Origin of the sequence: Pseudomonas coronafaciens pv. oryzae str. 1_6, assembly GCF_000156995.2 — a bacterium.
GTDB classification, from domain to species: Bacteria; Pseudomonadota; Gammaproteobacteria; order Pseudomonadales; family Pseudomonadaceae; genus Aquipseudomonas; species Aquipseudomonas tremae.
This window is the reverse complement of the sequence record NZ_CP046035.1, coordinates 3,595,688-3,611,549: the sequence shown is the minus strand read 5'-3', so window position 1 is coordinate 3,611,549 and position 15,862 is coordinate 3,595,688. Positions and strand designations below refer to the sequence as shown.

The 15,862-nt window shown below is 57.6% G+C and carries 14 protein-coding genes; 11 read left to right on the top strand and 3 right to left on the bottom strand.

Annotation, left to right across the window (positions count from 1 at the left end; translation table 11 throughout):
* Window positions 1-94 precede the first annotated feature (94 nt).
* The 5 genes from POR16_RS16090 to POR16_RS16070 all read left to right on the top strand — a co-directional run bounded on the left by POR16_RS16090 (window position 95) and on the right by POR16_RS16070 (window position 4,808).
* Window positions 95-565, top strand: a complete 471-nt coding sequence (locus POR16_RS16090; RefSeq protein WP_005897353.1) for a DUF1289 domain-containing protein — start codon at window positions 95-97, stop codon at window positions 563-565.
* 85 nt (window positions 566-650) lie between these two features.
* Complete coding sequence (locus POR16_RS16085) at window positions 651-1,262, top strand: MiaE family protein (protein ID WP_024668895.1); 612 nt, start codon at window positions 651-653, stop codon at window positions 1,260-1,262.
* A gap of 147 nt (window positions 1,263-1,409) precedes the next feature.
* Window positions 1,410-1,898 (top strand): MarR family winged helix-turn-helix transcriptional regulator, encoded by a 489-nt coding sequence (locus POR16_RS16080; protein ID WP_005897348.1) that lies wholly within the window; start codon window positions 1,410-1,412, stop codon window positions 1,896-1,898.
* A 99-nt stretch (window positions 1,899-1,997) separates the two neighbouring features.
* Window positions 1,998-3,206 carry an HlyD/EmrA/EmrK family protein gene (locus tag POR16_RS16075; protein WP_005897346.1) on the top strand — a complete coding sequence of 403 codons (1,209 nt, stop codon included), beginning with the start codon at window positions 1,998-2,000 and terminating at the stop codon, window positions 3,204-3,206.
* A gap of 63 nt (window positions 3,207-3,269) precedes the next feature.
* Window positions 3,270-4,808 (top strand): DHA2 family efflux MFS transporter permease subunit, encoded by a 1,539-nt coding sequence (locus POR16_RS16070; RefSeq protein ID WP_005897343.1) that lies wholly within the window; start codon window positions 3,270-3,272, stop codon window positions 4,806-4,808.
* A gap of 153 nt (window positions 4,809-4,961) precedes the next feature.
* Here the strand turns inward: POR16_RS16070 and lpxH are convergent, their stop codons facing one another.
* Window positions 4,962-5,708 (bottom strand): UDP-2,3-diacylglucosamine diphosphatase, encoded by a 747-nt coding sequence (gene lpxH, locus POR16_RS16065; protein ID WP_005897340.1) that lies wholly within the window; start codon window positions 5,706-5,708, stop codon window positions 4,962-4,964.
* Window positions 5,705-6,208 (bottom strand): peptidylprolyl isomerase, encoded by a 504-nt coding sequence (locus POR16_RS16060; RefSeq protein ID WP_005897336.1) that lies wholly within the window; start codon window positions 6,206-6,208, stop codon window positions 5,705-5,707. Before POR16_RS16060 ends, lpxH begins: the two co-directional genes overlap by 4 nt.
* A 207-nt stretch (window positions 6,209-6,415) precedes the next feature.
* Between POR16_RS16060 and POR16_RS16055 the strand changes: the two genes are divergently transcribed.
* Both POR16_RS16055 and cysS read left to right on the top strand, forming a co-directional pair.
* A complete protein-coding gene (locus POR16_RS16055; RefSeq protein WP_005897332.1) occupies window positions 6,416-8,110 on the top strand; it encodes a glutamine--tRNA ligase/YqeY domain fusion protein in 1,695 nt (564 codons plus the stop codon).
* A 24-nt stretch (window positions 8,111-8,134) separates the two neighbouring features.
* The gene (cysS, locus tag POR16_RS16050; protein WP_005897329.1) at window positions 8,135-9,517 is read left to right on the top strand and encodes a cysteine--tRNA ligase; all 1,383 of its coding nucleotides are present in this window, start codon (window positions 8,135-8,137) and stop codon (window positions 9,515-9,517) included.
* Window positions 9,518-9,819: 302 nt separating this feature from the next.
* Here the strand turns inward: cysS and POR16_RS16045 are convergent, their stop codons facing one another.
* On the bottom strand, window positions 9,820-11,673 hold the full coding sequence (locus POR16_RS16045) for a sigma-54-dependent Fis family transcriptional regulator (RefSeq protein WP_005897326.1): 1,854 nt from the start codon (window positions 11,671-11,673) through the stop codon (window positions 9,820-9,822).
* A 309-nt stretch (window positions 11,674-11,982) separates the two neighbouring features.
* On the opposite strand from POR16_RS16045, the gene POR16_RS16040 reads away from it, so the two are divergent.
* From POR16_RS16040 to POR16_RS16025, 4 genes are read left to right on the top strand one after another with little or no spacing between them, the layout of a single operon-like run.
* Window positions 11,983-13,077, top strand: coding sequence for an ABC transporter ATP-binding protein (locus POR16_RS16040; RefSeq protein ID WP_024668890.1), 1,095 nt, complete (start codon window positions 11,983-11,985; stop codon window positions 13,075-13,077).
* On the top strand, window positions 13,077-14,192 hold the full coding sequence (locus POR16_RS16035; RefSeq protein ID WP_005897318.1) for an ABC transporter ATP-binding protein: 1,116 nt from the start codon (window positions 13,077-13,079) through the stop codon (window positions 14,190-14,192). Before POR16_RS16040 ends, POR16_RS16035 begins: the two co-directional genes overlap by 1 nt.
* On the top strand, window positions 14,185-15,051 hold the full coding sequence (locus POR16_RS16030) for a carbohydrate ABC transporter permease (protein ID WP_005897316.1): 867 nt from the start codon (window positions 14,185-14,187) through the stop codon (window positions 15,049-15,051). The genes POR16_RS16035 and POR16_RS16030 overlap by 8 nt, the downstream gene beginning before the upstream one ends.
* A gap of 10 nt (window positions 15,052-15,061) precedes the next feature.
* Window positions 15,062-15,862 carry a carbohydrate ABC transporter permease gene (locus POR16_RS16025; protein WP_003376266.1) on the top strand — a complete coding sequence of 267 codons (801 nt, stop codon included), beginning with the start codon at window positions 15,062-15,064 and terminating at the stop codon, window positions 15,860-15,862.

Here is a 15,862-nt window from a genome sequence, read left to right as displayed (position 1 = left end):
AAAGGTAAGTTAGACCCTACATCTTCGGGGGTGAACTTGCTTAGACAAAGGGCTAACATACCTGCCTGTTTTGCCTTCCGCAGTCCTGCCTGCCATGCCCGATTACATCATCAAAACCCCCTGCGTCGGCCTTTGCTCCACTGTTTACGGGGACCTGGTGTGCCGTGGCTGTAAACGGTTCCATCATGAGGTCATCCACTGGAACGGCTACAACGAGGACGAAAAAAGAGCCGTCTGGCTGCGTCTGGAGCAATTGCTGGTTCAGGTCATGACCGCCAAGCTCGAAGTCTTCGATGTCGACAAGCTGCGCACGCAGCTCACCCAGCGCAAGATCCGTTTCGTGCCGCACCAGTCCGAGTATTGCTGGGCCTACCAATTGATCGCACGTGGCGCACGGGTCATCAGTCAGGTCGAGGCCTACGGTTTCGTGCTGTTGCCGGAGTTCCGCGACTGGACGTTGCCCGAGCTGCGCGACGCGATCGACCGGGAATTCTTCCTTTTGTCAGAGGCGCACTATCAGCGCTACATCGCTCCGGGCTTTCTGCGTGACGCATTCGGAGCCTGACCCTCTGCCGCATGCATTTGTGTCGCGAGTCCCCGGTCCTGCTCGTATAATGTCGGGCCGTGCCTTTCTGTCATTCTGTGAGCTTATGTACCCGATCCCTGAAATCGAAGCCTTTCTGCTCTGCCGCACTCCCGACAGCTGGGTTCAGGCCGCATTGAACAACCTGGATATCCTGTTGATCGATCATGCGAACAACGAGAAGAAAGCCGCCGGTGCAGCGTTTCAGTTCATGTTCCAGTACAACGACAAGTTCGACCTGTTGAGCAAGATGTCGCGTCTGGCCCGTGAAGAGCTGCGCCATTTCGAGCAGGTGATCAGCATCATTCGCAAGCGCCAGATCCCGATGGCCAATATCAGTTCAGCACGCTATGCCGGGGCGCTGCGCAAACTGGTGCGCAATCACAACCCATACCGATTGACCGATGCCCTGATCGTGGGTGCCATTGTCGAAGCCCGCTCTTGCGAACGCTTTGCTGCGCTGGTGCCGCACCTCGATGAAGAACTGGCCAAATTCTATGGCGGTCTGCTGAAGTCCGAAGCCCGGCATTTTCAGGATTACCTGAAGCTCGCCTACAGCTATGGCGACAAGGCGGATGTGGACGCCAAGATCGAAGAGATCCGTCTTGCCGAGCGCGAACTGATCGAAAGCCCGGATGAAGAGTTCCGCTTTCACAGTGGCGTACCTGTCGCCGCCTGAACCTGCCCGCACTCCAAAAAACGACCGTCTTGCCAACGGTCGTTTTTTTATGGGTATTTAGTAAGCAAGCTAATAAATGCTTTGACAACGGCTGTCTAGGCAGTAATATTTCGCAATCACTGCCTAAGCAGCTATCAAGGTGTTTCCTTGAAACATTTCACTCCTGAAAATTTCGATTCCACGCTGATCGGCTTGTTGGTCGGACGTACCAATGCGCTCAAAGACCGCGCGCTCGACAAATACCTGCTGCCTTATGACGTGACGTTTGCGCAGTTCAAGGTGTTGATCATCATTGCTCAGTTCGCCACTGATACGCCGGTGGAGTTGTGTCGGCACCTGTCGCTGGACAGTGGCTCAATGACGCGCATGCTGGATCGTCTGGAGCAGAAAGAGCTGATCGTGCGGACGCGTTCGGCGACGGATCGTCGTCAGGTTCGCCTTGCGCTGACCGAGCAGGGGCAAAAGCTCTCCGACCTGTTGCCACAGATCGGTGCCGATGCCATGAACGAGATCTTCGCCACGCTCGACGCGGAGGAGGTTGCGACCCTGCAGCGGATCCTCACCAAAGTGCTGGTGGCCGCTGATGACCACATCACTCTCACTCGTTTGAGCTTCAATCCCAAAGCCAAAAGCTGAACGGCACGACAGGGCGAGCACGCGCAAGCCTGTTCGCAGCCACAGCCCTGACCGGGCGCTGGCCACTGTCACGCCGTCGCTGACTACAAGGTAATCGTCATGGCTACTGCCGCCACCGAAAACACATCAGAATCGTCGCAAGAGAAAGATGCGCATCCTGGCAAGCGCAAGTTCCTGTTGATCGGGCTTGCAATCATTGTCGTGCTTTGCGGGCTGGGCATCTGGGCCTGGTACGAGGTCTATGGACAATGGAGCGAAGAGACCGACGACGCCTACGTGAACGGTAACGTGGTCGAAATCACACCGCTGGTGACCGGCACCGTTATCAGTATTGGTGCCGATGATGGCGATCTTGTGCGCGAAGGGCAGGTTTTGCTCAAGTTCGACCCTAGTGATGCCCAGGTCTCACTGCAAAGCGCCGAGGCCAACCTGGGCAAGGTGGTGCGTCAGGTGCGTGGTCTGTACAGCAACGTCGATGGCATGAAAGCCCAGATGGCCGCGCAACGTGCCGCCGTGCAGACCGCTCAGGACAACTACAACCGTCGCCGCAGTCTGGCAGCGGGCGGCGCGATTTCTCAGGAAGAACTGTCCCACGCCAGAGACAGCCTGACCAGCGCGCAAAGTGCGTTGAACAACCTTCAGCAGCAGTTGAGCACCAGTGTGGCTCTGGTCGATGACACGGTTGTTTCTTCGCATCCCGATGTGAAGGCTGCTGCAGCCCAGTTGCGCCAGGCCTTTCTGGCCAATGAACGTTCGACGCTGGTGGCGCCAGTGACCGGTTATGTGGCCAAGCGGTCTGTGCAGTTGGGGCAACGCATCCAGCCGGGCACCGCGACGATGGCAGTCATCCCGCTGGATCAGTTGTGGATCGATGCCAACTTCAAGGAAACCCAGCTGGGCAAGATGCGTATCGGTCAGCCGGTGGAAATAAGCTCTGACCTGTACGGCAGCGATGTGAAGTACAGCGGCACCATCGACAGCCTGGGCGCAGGCACCGGCAGTGCCTTCGCGCTGTTGCCCGCACAGAACGCAACCGGTAACTGGATCAAGATCGTCCAGCGCGTACCGGTGCGGGTGCATATTAACCCTGAAGAGCTGGTGCAGCACCCGCTGCGCATCGGTCTGTCGACTACCGTCGAGGTCAATCTGCACGATCAGAGCGGCCCGGTGCTGGCGCAACAGCCGCGTAAACAAGCGGCTTTCAGCACCCAGGTGTATGCCGAGCAACTGGCCGACGCCGACGCGCTGATCACTCGTCTGATTCATGAGAACAGTGCTTCCGGCGGCAAGAACTCCGCGCAGCGCTGAACCGCCAATCCGTGAACTCCGGCCGGCTGGCCGGGGAGACGCACTTGCTTCCAGGGATTCGCGATGAGCAACAACGCCCCCGCTTCTTTTACGCCGCCGAGCCTGTTGATGTGTACCATCGGCTTGTCGCTGGCGACCTTCATGCAGGTGCTCGACACCACCATTGCCAACGTGGCGCTGCCGACCATCGCAGGCAACCTCGGGGTCAGCTCGGAGCAGAGCACCTGGGTCATCACCTCGTTTGCTGTCAGCAACGCAATCGCACTGCCGCTGACCGGCTGGCTGAGCCGTCGGTTTGGTGAGGTCAAACTGTTTCTGTGGGCCACCATCCTGTTCGTGATCGCGTCGTTCCTGTGCGGTATTTCCCAGTCGATGCCTGAACTGGTAGGTTTTCGCGCGTTACAGGGCATGGTGGCCGGGCCGCTGTATCCGATGAGCCAGACACTGCTGATCGCGGTATACCCACCTGCGAAGAGGGGGATGGCATTGGCGTTGCTGGCGATGGTGACGGTGGTTGCGCCAATCGCCGGGCCGATTCTGGGCGGCTGGATTACCGACAGTTACAGCTGGCCGTGGATCTTCTTCATCAATATCCCGATCGGCCTGTTCGCTGTGATAGTGGTGCGTACGCAAATGGCCAAAAGACCGGTCAGCACAGCCCGCCAGCCACTCGATTATATCGGCTTGCTGGCGTTGATAGTGGGCGTCGGTGCGTTGCAGGTCATCCTCGACAAGGGCAATGACCTGGACTGGTTCGAATCGAATTTCATCCTGTGTGGTTCATTGATTTCCGTGGTCGCGCTGACGTTCTTCGTGATCTGGGAAATGACCGACAAGCACCCCATCGTCAACCTGAGGCTGTTTGCCTACCGCAACTTTCGCATCGGTACGCTGGTGATGATCGGTGGCTATTCCGGTTTCTTCGGCATCAACCTGATATTGCCGCAGTGGCTGCAGACCCAAATGGGCTACACCGCTACCTGGGCCGGATTGGCGGTGGCACCGATCGGCATCCTGCCGGTGCTGATGTCACCCTTTGTCGGCAAGTACGCGCACAAATTCGATCTGCGCTTGCTGGCAGGGCTGGCGTTTCTGGCGATGGGGCTGAGTTGCTTCATGCGTGCAGGCTTTAATACCGACGTGGATTTTGAGCACGTGGCGATGGTGCAGCTGTTCATGGGCATCGGTGTGGCACTGTTCTTCATGCCGACCCTGACCATCATGCTGTCCGATTTACCGCCTGATCAGATCGCCGATGGCTCGGGGCTGGCGACGTTTCTGCGGACTCTGGGCGGAAGCTTCGCAGCCTCTCTGACCACCTGGATCTGGATCCGTCGCGCCAACCAGCACCATGCCTACCTGAGTGAAAATATCAGCACTTTCGACCCGGCCACCCGCCACGCCCTCGACAGCCTGGGCGGCGCCAGCCCGCAGGCCTATGCGCAACTGGAACGGACTCTCAATGCGCAGGCTTACATGATGTCCACGGTGGATTACTTCTACCTGTTGGGCTGGATCTTTGCCGGTCTTATGCTGCTGGTCTGGCTGGCCAAGCCACCGTTCGCCGCCAAGGCCGGACCCGCGACTGCGGGAGGGCACTAGTTTTTTATGCGTTACGTGCAGCCGCTGCCAAAGAAGTGCTTTTCGACCACGATGGTACTGGCGACGCAGAACCGCCGTGTGACGCAGAGCGTGACGAAAGGCGCTGCAACGCGGGGCTTGGGAGCGAGAACCTGAGCCGAGCACCAATCCACCTCAGTTCAGCAGCGCAACCGTCTCGGGCACAAAATCGAATGAGCTGAGGTTCATGCCCTGTTCATCGACCTGCAGCACCCAGCCCTGACGGTCCCAGTCACCCAGCACGATGCGTTTGGCGGCCTGGTCGCCGATCTGCAATTTATGAATTGCCGGGCGGTGGGTATGCCCATGTATCAGAGTGCGCACGCCAAACTGTTGCATGATCCTCGGCACCTCGTCCGGGGTCACGTCAACGATATCGTTGGCTTTCATGCTGGTTTTGGCGCGGCTTTCGTTACGCAGCTTGCGCGCCAGCTTGTGGCGAGTACCCAGCGGCAGATGGCGCAGTATGAACAGCGTCAGCGGATGGCGCAGGTAGCGGCGCATCCGGATGTAACCTTCGTCGCGAGTGCACAGGCTGTCGCCGTGCATCAACAGCACCGGCTCGCCGTTCAACTGCACAACACTGGGATCGCTCAGCAGGGTGCAACCCGCTGCCTTGCAGAACCCCTTGCCGATCATGAAGTCACGGTTGCCATGCATCAGAAAAATTCGTGTGCCGCTGTCGCTCAAGTCGCGCAGGGCCTTGCATATTAAAAGCTGAAACGGCGACATTGCATCGTCACCGATCCAGACTTCAAAAAAATCCCCAAGGATGTACAGCGCCTCGGCAATGCGGGCGCGGTCAGCAAGGAGATCCAGAAACGCCCGGGTAATGTCCGGGCGCTCCTGTTCAAGATGCAGATCGGAGATCAGCAGTATCACTCAACGATCTCGGCTTTCTCGATGATCACGTCTTCTAACGGTACATCTTGGTGACCGACTTTGCTGGTGGTGGAGACGCCTTTGATCTTGTCGACAACTTCTGTGCCTTCGATCACTTCGGCGAAAACAGCGTAACCCCAGCCCTGATTGGTCTTGGCGCTGTGGTTCAGGAAGGCGTTGTCAGCCACGTTGATGAAGAACTGCGCAGAGGCCGAATGCGGCTCCATGGTGCGGGCCATGGCGACGGTGTACTTCTTGTTCGGCAGGCCGTTGTCGGCTTCGTTCTGGATGCTTGGGCGCTTGTCTTTCTTCTCTTTCATGCCAGGCTCGAAACCGCCACCCTGGATCATGAAATTGCCGATCACGCGGTGAAAAACGGTGTTTTCGTAGTGGCCAGCGTTAACGTACTCGAGGAAGTTGGCTACGGTCAGTGGCGCCTTTTCTGCGTTCAGTTGCAGAACGATGTCGCCGTGGTTGGTGGTCAGCTTTACTTTGGACATTTGGAAAGTCGCTCTCTAGTCATGCATGAATGGGCACATTATGACCCTGACGCGCAGTTTACAGACGAGGTTACATTTTTCAGCGCTTTTGCAGCTTTTATGCCGTCAAATACGCAGTCTGTTGTCAGGGACTTGACAGCTTCGGCTATGATAAGCGCTTTGATTTAGTCGGCCTACCCTGGCCGCGCACGTATGCCCAAGGATCTTATGAGCAAGCCCACTCCAGAACCCGCTGCCAATTCAAAGGCAGGCCCCGCCGTACCGACCAATTTCCTGCGTCCGATCGTGCAGGCCGACCTGGATTCGGGCAAGCACAGCAAAATCGTGACGCGCTTTCCGCCGGAGCCCAATGGTTACCTGCACATTGGCCATGCCAAGTCGATCTGCGTGAATTTCGGTCTGGCACAGGAGTTCGGTGGCGATACGCACCTGCGTTTTGACGACACCAACCCGGCCAAGGAAGACCAGGAATACATCGACGCCATCATGAGTGACGTCAAGTGGCTGGGTTTCGAGTGGGCCGGCGAAGTGCGCTACGCCTCGCAGTATTTCGATCAACTGCACGACTGGGCGGTCGAGCTGATCAAGTCCGGCAAGGCCTATGTCGATGATCTGACCCCGGAGCAGGCTCGCGAATACCGCGGCACTCTGACTGAGCCAGGCAAGAACAGCCCGTTCCGCGAGCGCAGCGTCGAAGAAAACATCGACCTGTTCGCGCGCATGAAAGCTGGGGAATTCGAAGACGGTGCTCGTGTATTGCGCGCCAAAATCGACATGGCCTCGCCAAACATGAACCTGCGCGACCCGATCATCTACCGCATTCGTCATGCGCATCACCACCAGACCGGTGACAAGTGGTGCATCTATCCGATCTATGACTTCACCCACGGTCAGTCGGATGCCCTTGAAGGGATCACCCATTCGATCTGCACCCTGGAGTTCGAAAGCCATCGTCCGCTGTATGACTGGTTCCTCGATAACCTGCCGGTGCCGTGCAAGCCGCGTCAGTACGAATTCTCGCGTCTGAACCTGAACTACACCATCACCAGCAAGCGCAAGCTCAAGCAACTGGTCGACGAGAAACACGTCAATGGCTGGGATGATCCTCGCATGTCGACGTTGTCGGGCTTCCGTCGTCGTGGTTACACGCCGAAGTCGATTCGCAACTTCTGCGAAATGATCGGCACCAACCGCTCCGACGGCGTGGTCGATTTCGGCATGCTCGAGTTCAGCATCCGTGATGACCTGGACCACAGCGCCCCGCGCGCCATGTGCGTGTTGCGACCGCTGAAGGTCGTGATCACCAACTACCCGGAAGGCCAGGTCGAGAAGCTGGAGCTGCCGCGTCACCCGAAAGAAGATCTGGGCATGCGCGAGCTGCCGTTTTCCCGGGAGATCTACATTGATCGCGACGATTACATGGAAGAGCCACCTAAAGGCTACAAGCGCCTCGAGCCCAATGGTGAAGTGCGTTTGCGCGGCAGTTATGTGATTCGTGCCGACGAGGCAATCAAGGACGCTGACGGCAACATCGTCGAGCTGCGTTGCTCCTACGACCCTGACACCCTGGGCAAGAACCCCGAAGGCCGCAAGGTCAAAGGCGTGGTTCACTGGGTGCCAGCGGCAGAGAGCGTTGAATGCGAAGTGCGTCTGTACGATCGCCTGTTCCGTTCCCCGAACCCGGAAAAAGCCGAAGACGGGGCGAGCTTCCTGGACAATATCAATCCGGATTCCCTGCAAGTACTGACCGGTTGTCGTGCCGAGCCTTCACTTGGGCAAGCGCAACCGGAAGACCGTTTCCAGTTTGAACGCGAGGGTTATTTCTGCGCGGACATCAAGGACTCGAAGCCTGGTCGACCTGTCTTCAACCGCACGGTGACGTTGCGGGATTCCTGGACCTGATGCTGTACGTTTGAGGGGGAGCCAGTGCTTTCTATCTACAACACGCTCACCAAGAGCAAAGAAGTTTTCAAACCGCTGGATGGCAACAAGGTACGCATGTATGTCTGCGGGATGACCGTGTATGACTACTGCCACCTGGGCCACGGGCGCAGCATGGTCGCGTTCGATCTGGTCACCCGCTGGTTGCGTTTCAGCGGTTATGAGCTGACCTATGTACGCAACATCACCGACATTGACGACAAGATCATCAACCGTGCGCGTGATAACGGTGAGTCGTTCGATACCCTGACGGCGCGCATGATCGATGCGATGCATGAGGACGAGGCGCGCCTCAACATCCTCAAGCCGGACATGGAACCGCGTGCCACCGACCATATTCCCGGCATGCACGCCATGATCCAGACCCTGATCGACAAGGGCTATGCCTACGCGCCGGGTAACGGCGACGTGTATTACAGGGTTGGCAAGTTTCAGGGTTACGGCAAGCTGTCGCGCAAAAAGATCGAAGACCTGCGCATCGGTGCGCGTATCGAAGTGGACGAGTCCAAGGAAGATCCTCTGGACTTCGTGCTCTGGAAAGGCGTCAAGCCCGGCGAGCCTAGCTGGGAATCGCCATGGGGCGCCGGGCGTCCGGGCTGGCATATCGAATGCTCGGTGATGTCCACCTGCTGCCTGGGTGACACCTTTGACATTCATGGCGGCGGCAGCGACCTCGAGTTTCCGCACCATGAAAACGAAATCGCCCAGAGTGAAGCGGCTACCGGCAAGCCTTACGCCAATGCCTGGTTGCACTGCGGCATGATTCGTATCAATGGCGAGAAGATGTCCAAGTCCTTGAACAACTTCTTCACCATTCGCGACGTGCTGGAGAAGTATCACCCGGAGGTGGTGCGCTACCTGCTGGTGTCGAGCCATTACCGCAGCGCGATCAACTATTCCGAAGACAGTCTGCGTGAATCTAAAGCAGCGCTGGAGCGCTTCTATCACGCGCTCAGGGGCTTGCCGGTAGCCGCCCCTGCGGGTGGCGAGGCGTTCGTCGAGCGTTTTAGTACTGCCATGAACGATGACTTTGGTACGCCTGAAGCCTGTGCAGTGCTGTTCGAGATGGTCCGCGAGATCAACCGCCTGCGCGAATCCGATGTGCCTGCAGCAGCGGGGCTTGCAGCGCGTTTGAAGCAACTGGCCAGCGTGTTGGGGGTCTTGCAACTGGAAGCCGACGACTTTTTGCGTGCCGGTGCAGAAGGGCGTGTCGATGCGGCAGAAGTAGAGGCGCTGATTCAGGCGCGTCTGGCGGCGCGTGCAGCCAAGGACTGGGCCGAATCTGACCGAATCCGCGACCAGATCACCGCCATGGGCGTGCTGCTGGAAGATGGCAAGGGCGGCACGACCTGGCGTCTGGCGGACTGATCGAGGCAGGCCGAGCCCGGAAAGGAACTCTGCCTGCCGGGTAATAATTTATCTTCGGTCTTACAACTCCCACGCTCAGCGCTGTACACAAGTCCTGAAGTGCCTGGACTATAGGGATTTCAGGCTTCTGCGCGGCGTGGGAGCGAACTTTTCCGCGAAAGCGGTAGTTCAGCGATGTATTTTTGGAGGATGTAGCGGCTTTTTCGTGGACAAGTCCCGCTCCCACAAAAGCCCTCTTTTCGCTGTCCTCCATATTTTTGTATGTTTTGTATGACGCAAAACATTGGCACGAGCGCCAAAAACTAAACGATCCTCTGTTCACGCAACCGCTTGTACAGCGTATTGCGACTGACTCCCAGACGTTTGGCCAGCTGTGAAATGTTCCCGCCTGCCGCTTGAAACAGTTGGCCGAGGTCTGGCGTCGAGTGAAGGCGCACGGCGGATTCCTGGGTACTGGCCAGGTCACTGCATTCTTCATCCGCTCGTGCATCAAGCAGAAAGTCTTCTGGCAAATGTTCGGCACTGATCGGCTGCTCGTCCGCCAGCGCAAGTGCTACCTGAATCACGCTGTTGAGCTGGCGCAGGTTGCCCGGCCAGGGGTGGCGCTCAAACAGCTCGAGGACATCTCTGGAAAAACCCGCCCGCTGATGCGGCTCTCGGTGTCGTTCCCAGATACGCTGGATCAACGCCTGTTGATCGGTGCGTTCGCGCAAGGGCGGCAGCTCGATGCTCAGGCCGCTTATCCGGTAATACAGATCCTGACGAAAGTGCCCCGCCAGTACCTGTTCGCGCAGGCTGCGATTGGTGGCAGAAATCAGTCTGACGTCAACCGGATACAACTCGCTGCTGCCCAACGGCTGAACACAGCGTTCCTGCAACACGCGCAGCAGACGCGCTTGCACCGACAGAGGCATGTCGCCGACTTCATCGAGAAACAGCGTGCCTTTGTCGGCCTTGCGAATCAGCCCGATGCTGCCTTTCTGATTGGCGCCGGTGAACGCGCCTCGCTCGTAGCCAAACAGCTCGGCCTCGACCAACTCAGCCGGAATGGCCGCGCAGTTGACGGCGATCAACGGTTGGCTGGCCCTTGAGCCTGCCTGATGCAGCGCTTTGACGAAGACTTCCTTGCCGACCCCGGTTTCGCCATGGATCAGCAGCGGGATGTCTTTTTCCTGCAGGCGCAGGGCTTGAAACACGGCTTTCTCGACTTTTGCATCACCCAGGCTGATCGCCTCGAGGTCCAGGCTTCTTGGCGCAACAGGCGCCTGAGCTTGCTGAACGCTATGCAGTTTGAGCGGCTTGCGGGATGGGCGCTTGAGCAAACATTGAAACCGATTGTTGCCAAATGCATGCAGCGCGAACGGCCGAGCTTCTGTTTCGCTGAGCAGTTGCAGAATAGGGCACTTGAACAGCGTTTCGATATTGACCCCTGACAGCCTGGCGCCCAGCAAATTGTCAGCGCGACGATTGGCACAGAGAATCCGGCCGCTTTCATCGAAGATCAGCAGGCCCGCCCACTGACTGTCGAGATTGTTCAGGCCGGTGTTGAAAATCAACTGGAAATGGGTGTCGCGAAACTGATCGAGGATCAGACGGTTTTCCACTGACTGGCTCATCATCTTGACCATGCCCAGTGTGTGCGAGGGCGGCAGGAAGCTGTCGCTGGATACATCCAGCACGGCAATGATTCTGCGTTCGGCATCGAAGATCGGTGACGCAGACCCAGTCATGAAGCGATTGGCTTTTAGAAAGTGTTCGTCAGGCTCTATATGGATGGCCTGCTCGCAGGCAAGTGCGGTGCCGATCGCGTTGGTGCCCGTGCCGCGTTCGCTCCAGCTGGCGCCAGCCATGAACCCTTGGGTCTGCGAGGGCTCGACGAAGCGCTGAGTGCCCCATGACTTGAGCAATTGACCTTGGGCGTCTGCCAGCAGGATCAGGCAGTTGGAGTTGCTGAGGATGTTTTCATAGACCGGCAGCACCTCTTGATGGGTGGTTTGCACCAACGCGTGATGGCGCTCCAGCAGGCGTGAAACATCAGCGCCCGGCAGTTGGCCGAACGATGGGCGCGTCTGATGGCTGAGACCGAAGTCCAGACAGCGGGTCCATGAATCCTGAATGATGATGTCGTGGGCAATCGAAGCGCTGGATTGAGACATGAGGATGCCTGCGAATATGACGTGTTGTTTTTGTTTTTAGTCCCGTCAGCGTGACCATCCTTGCCCGCAACGTTCGTCCAGTGTCGTTCAGAACTGTTCAAAGTCAATGTTCATTTTGTTCAGTTGTTCATTATTTACTGTTCATTTTTGTTCAGCTACGAAGTTGCTTTCACGCCGTGAACATCCCGTAAATACGGGTGATCGCTCTGTTTCGCGCCTCGGCGGGAGAGTTGCTGACCTGGCACGAATGTCGCTATCTGCAATCAGTCACGCATTCACCCTTACAAAAAAACAACAAAAGGGCACGCCATGTCACTCACGCTGGAGCATGTCAGTCGCGCGGTCGATGGTCAGGTATGGATCGACAACGCTTCCCTGAGCTTCGAGCCAGGATCATTCAACGTTTTGCTGGGGCGAACCTTGTCCGGCAAGACCAGCCTGATGCGCCTTATGGCCGGGCTTGACAAGCCTGACAGCGGGCGGGTGCTGATGAACGGTGTCGATGTCACAAACCGCCCGGTTCGTCTGCGCAATGTCTCGATGGTCTATCAGCAATTCATCAATTACCCCAGCATGACGGTGTTCGAAAACATCGCATCTCCCCTGCGTCAGGCCGGCCTTTCCAAAGAGGTGATACACAGCCGCGTGCAGGAAACCGCGAAGATGCTGCGCATCGAGAAATTCCTGCAACGCCACCCCCTGGAACTGTCCGGCGGCCAGCAGCAGCGCACCGCAATGGCCAGGGCGCTGGTCAAGGATGCCGAGCTGATCCTGTTCGACGAGCCCCTGGTCAACCTTGACTACAAGTTGCGCGAAGAGCTGCGTCAGGAGATGCGCGAGCTGTTTGCGGCCCGTCATACCATCGCTATCTACGCCACCACCGAGCCCAATGAAGCGCTTGCGCTGGGCGGTACGACCACCATTCTTCATGAAGGTCGAGTGGTACAAAGCGGCAAGACCCCTGAGGTTTACCATCGCCCGGCAACAGTGCTGGCCGCCGAATTGTTCTCCGAGCCACCTATCAACCTGATGCCGGGGCGCATAGAAGGCAATGAAGTCAGCTTCGCCAATTTTGTGCATTTCCCGCTCAACGTCGATTTGCGCGCAGTCGGCGATGGCGACTACCGCTTCGGGGTACGCCCCAGTCATTTGAGCCTGGTGCCCTCCAACGACGACGATCTGGAACTGGCCGTGACGGTCGAACTGGCAGAAATCAGCGGCTCGGAAACCTTCCTGCATGTGCGCAACGAACTGTTTTCGCTGGTCCTGCACCTGCCTGGCGTGCATGCCTACGACGTTGATGCGTCGATCCGGGTGTACATCCCGACCCACAAACTATTTGTATTCGATCTGCAGGGCGGCCTGATTCAGGCGCCGGGCCTGCGCATGGCGAGGGTTGCCTGATGGCCGAGATCCGTTTGCAGAACCTGGCGCACAGCTACAGCGCCAAACCCGGTCCGGATGACTATGCGATTCGGGAAATGAGCCATGTCTGGGAGCAGGGCGGGGCTTACGCGCTGCTGGGCCCTTCCGGATGTGGCAAATCGACATTGCTCAACATCATTTCGGGCTTGCTCAGTCCGTCCCAAGGGCAAGTGCTGTTCGACTCCAAGGTAGTCAACGAGCTGCCGCCGGAGCGGCGCAATATCGCTCAGGTTTTCCAGTTTCCGGTGATCTACGACACCATGACTGTGTTCGACAATCTGGCCTTTCCCTTGCGCAATCAGGGCATGGACGAAGCAAGAATTCTCACCAAGGTCAACGAAATCGCTGACGTGCTGGACTTGCAATTGCTGCTGAAGAAAAAGGCACGCAACCTGTCGGCGGACGAGAAGCAGAAGGTTTCCATGGGGCGCGGGCTGGTCCGCGATGACGTTTCGGCGATCCTTTTCGACGAGCCGCTGACAGTCATCGACCCGCACCTGAAGTGGAAGCTGCGGCGCAAGCTCAAACAGATTCATGAGCAGTTCAACATCACTATGGTCTACGTCACCCACGATCAACTGGAAGCGTCGACCTTCGCCGACAAGATCGCAGTGATGTATGGCGGGCAGATCGTCCAGTTTGGCACTCCCCGCGAGCTGTTTGAAAAGCCTTCCCACACCTTTGTCGGTTATTTCATCGGCAGCCCCGGCATGAATCTGATTGACGTCACGCCTCAACCAGGTGGGGTCGGTTTTGCCGATATTCATTTGCCGCTGCCTGAGTCGCTGCAGCAAAAGCTCGCCAATACCTCTTGGAAAATCCTGAAAGTGGGCATTCGTCCAGAGTTCGTGCATGTCTGGGACGGGCCTTACGACGATGCGATGTGCGCTGACGTGACTTACGTCGAGGACCTTGGCACCTACAAGATCATCACCCTGAAGCTGGCCGGTCAGTTACTGAAAGTTCGTCTGCAGGAAGACAAACCGGTGCCGCAAGGTCAAGCCTGGATCAGTTTTCCGGGGCAGTGGCTGATGCTGTATGCCGATGATTACCTGCTTGAAGCTGGTCCTGCGAGTGAGGTGCCTCATGCGTAAAGTGCAGAACAACAAAGCCTGGTGGCTGGTGATGCCGGTGTTTCTGCTGGTTGCATTCAGCGCCATCATTCCGATGATGACCGTGGTCAACTATTCGGTGCAGGACATCTTCGACCAGTCCAGCCGCTATTTCGTCGGCACCGACTGGTTCAGACAGGTCCTACAGGACCCGCGCCTGCACGATTCGCTGTTGCGCCAGTTCATTTACTCGGGCTGCGTGTTGCTGATCGAAATTCCGCTGGGCATTGCGATCGCCCTGACCATGCCCACCAAAGGCCGCTGGTCGTCGTTATGTTTGATCGTGATGACCATCCCGCTGCTGATTCCGTGGAACGTGGTCGGCACCATCTGGCAGATATTCGGGCGTGGCGACATCGGTCTGTTGGGCTACACGTTGAACAACGTGCTGGGCATCAACTACAACTACGCCGCCAATGCGTCTGATGCCTGGGTGACAGTGCTGATCATTGATGTCTGGCACTGGACCTCGCTGGTCGCGCTGCTGTGCTATTCAGGCCTGCGTGCCATCCCGGATGTGTACTACCAGGCGGCGCGTATTGATCGTGCTTCCGGCTGGGCAATCTTCCGACACATTCAGTTGCCAAAGATGAAAAGTGTCCTGCTGATCGCAGTGATGCTGCGTTTCATGGACAGCTTCATGATCTACACCGAGCCGTTCGTGCTGACCGGTGGCGGTCCGGGCAACTCCACCACGTTCCTCAGCCAGACCCTGACCACGATGGCGCTTGGTCAGTTCGACCTGGGGCCTGCGGCGGCGTTCTCGCTGGTGTACTTCCTGATCATTCTGTTGGTGTCATGGGTGTTTTACACCGCCATGACTCACAGCGAAAAGAATTGAGGGGCTGGTCATGAGTCTGCGAAAAATCATACCGCTGTGGATTTACCTGCTGTTCCTGCTCGTGCCGATCTACTGGCTGGTCAACATGTCGTTCAAGACCAATACCGAGATCCTCGGCGGCCTGACCCTGTGGCCGCAGGACTTCACCCTGGCCAATTACAAGGTGATCTTCACCGACGAGAGCTGGTACAGCGGTTACCTCAATTCGCTGTATTACGTGTGCCTGAATACGGTGATATCGCTGAGCGTCGCCTTGCCGGCAGCCTATGCCTTTTCACGCTATCGTTTTCTTGGCGACAAGCACCTGTTTTTCTGGCTGCTGACCAATCGCATGGCGCCACCGGCAGTGTTTCTGCTGCCGTTTTTCCAGCTGTATTCGTCTATCGGGCTGTTTGATACGCACATCGCCGTTGCTCTGGCGCACTGCCTGTTCAACGTCCCGCTGGCGGTATGGATTCTGGAGGGCTTCATGTCCGGCGTTCCCAAGGAAATTGACGAAACCGCCTACATCGACGGTTACAGTTTCCCCAAGTTCTTCGTGAAGATTTTCATCCCGCTGATTGGCTCGGGCATCGGCGTCACTGCATTTTTCTGCTTCATGTTTTCCTGGGTCGAGTTGCTGCTGGCGCGCACTCTGACATCGGTCAACGCCAAACCGATTGCCGCGGTGATGACCCGCACGGTGTCAGCATCGGGTATCGATTGGGGGGTGCTGGCAGCGGCAGGGGTGTTGACCATCCTGCCGGGCATGCTGGTGATCTGGTTTGTTCGCAACCACGTGGTCAAGGGCTTTGCTCTTGGTCGTGTCTGA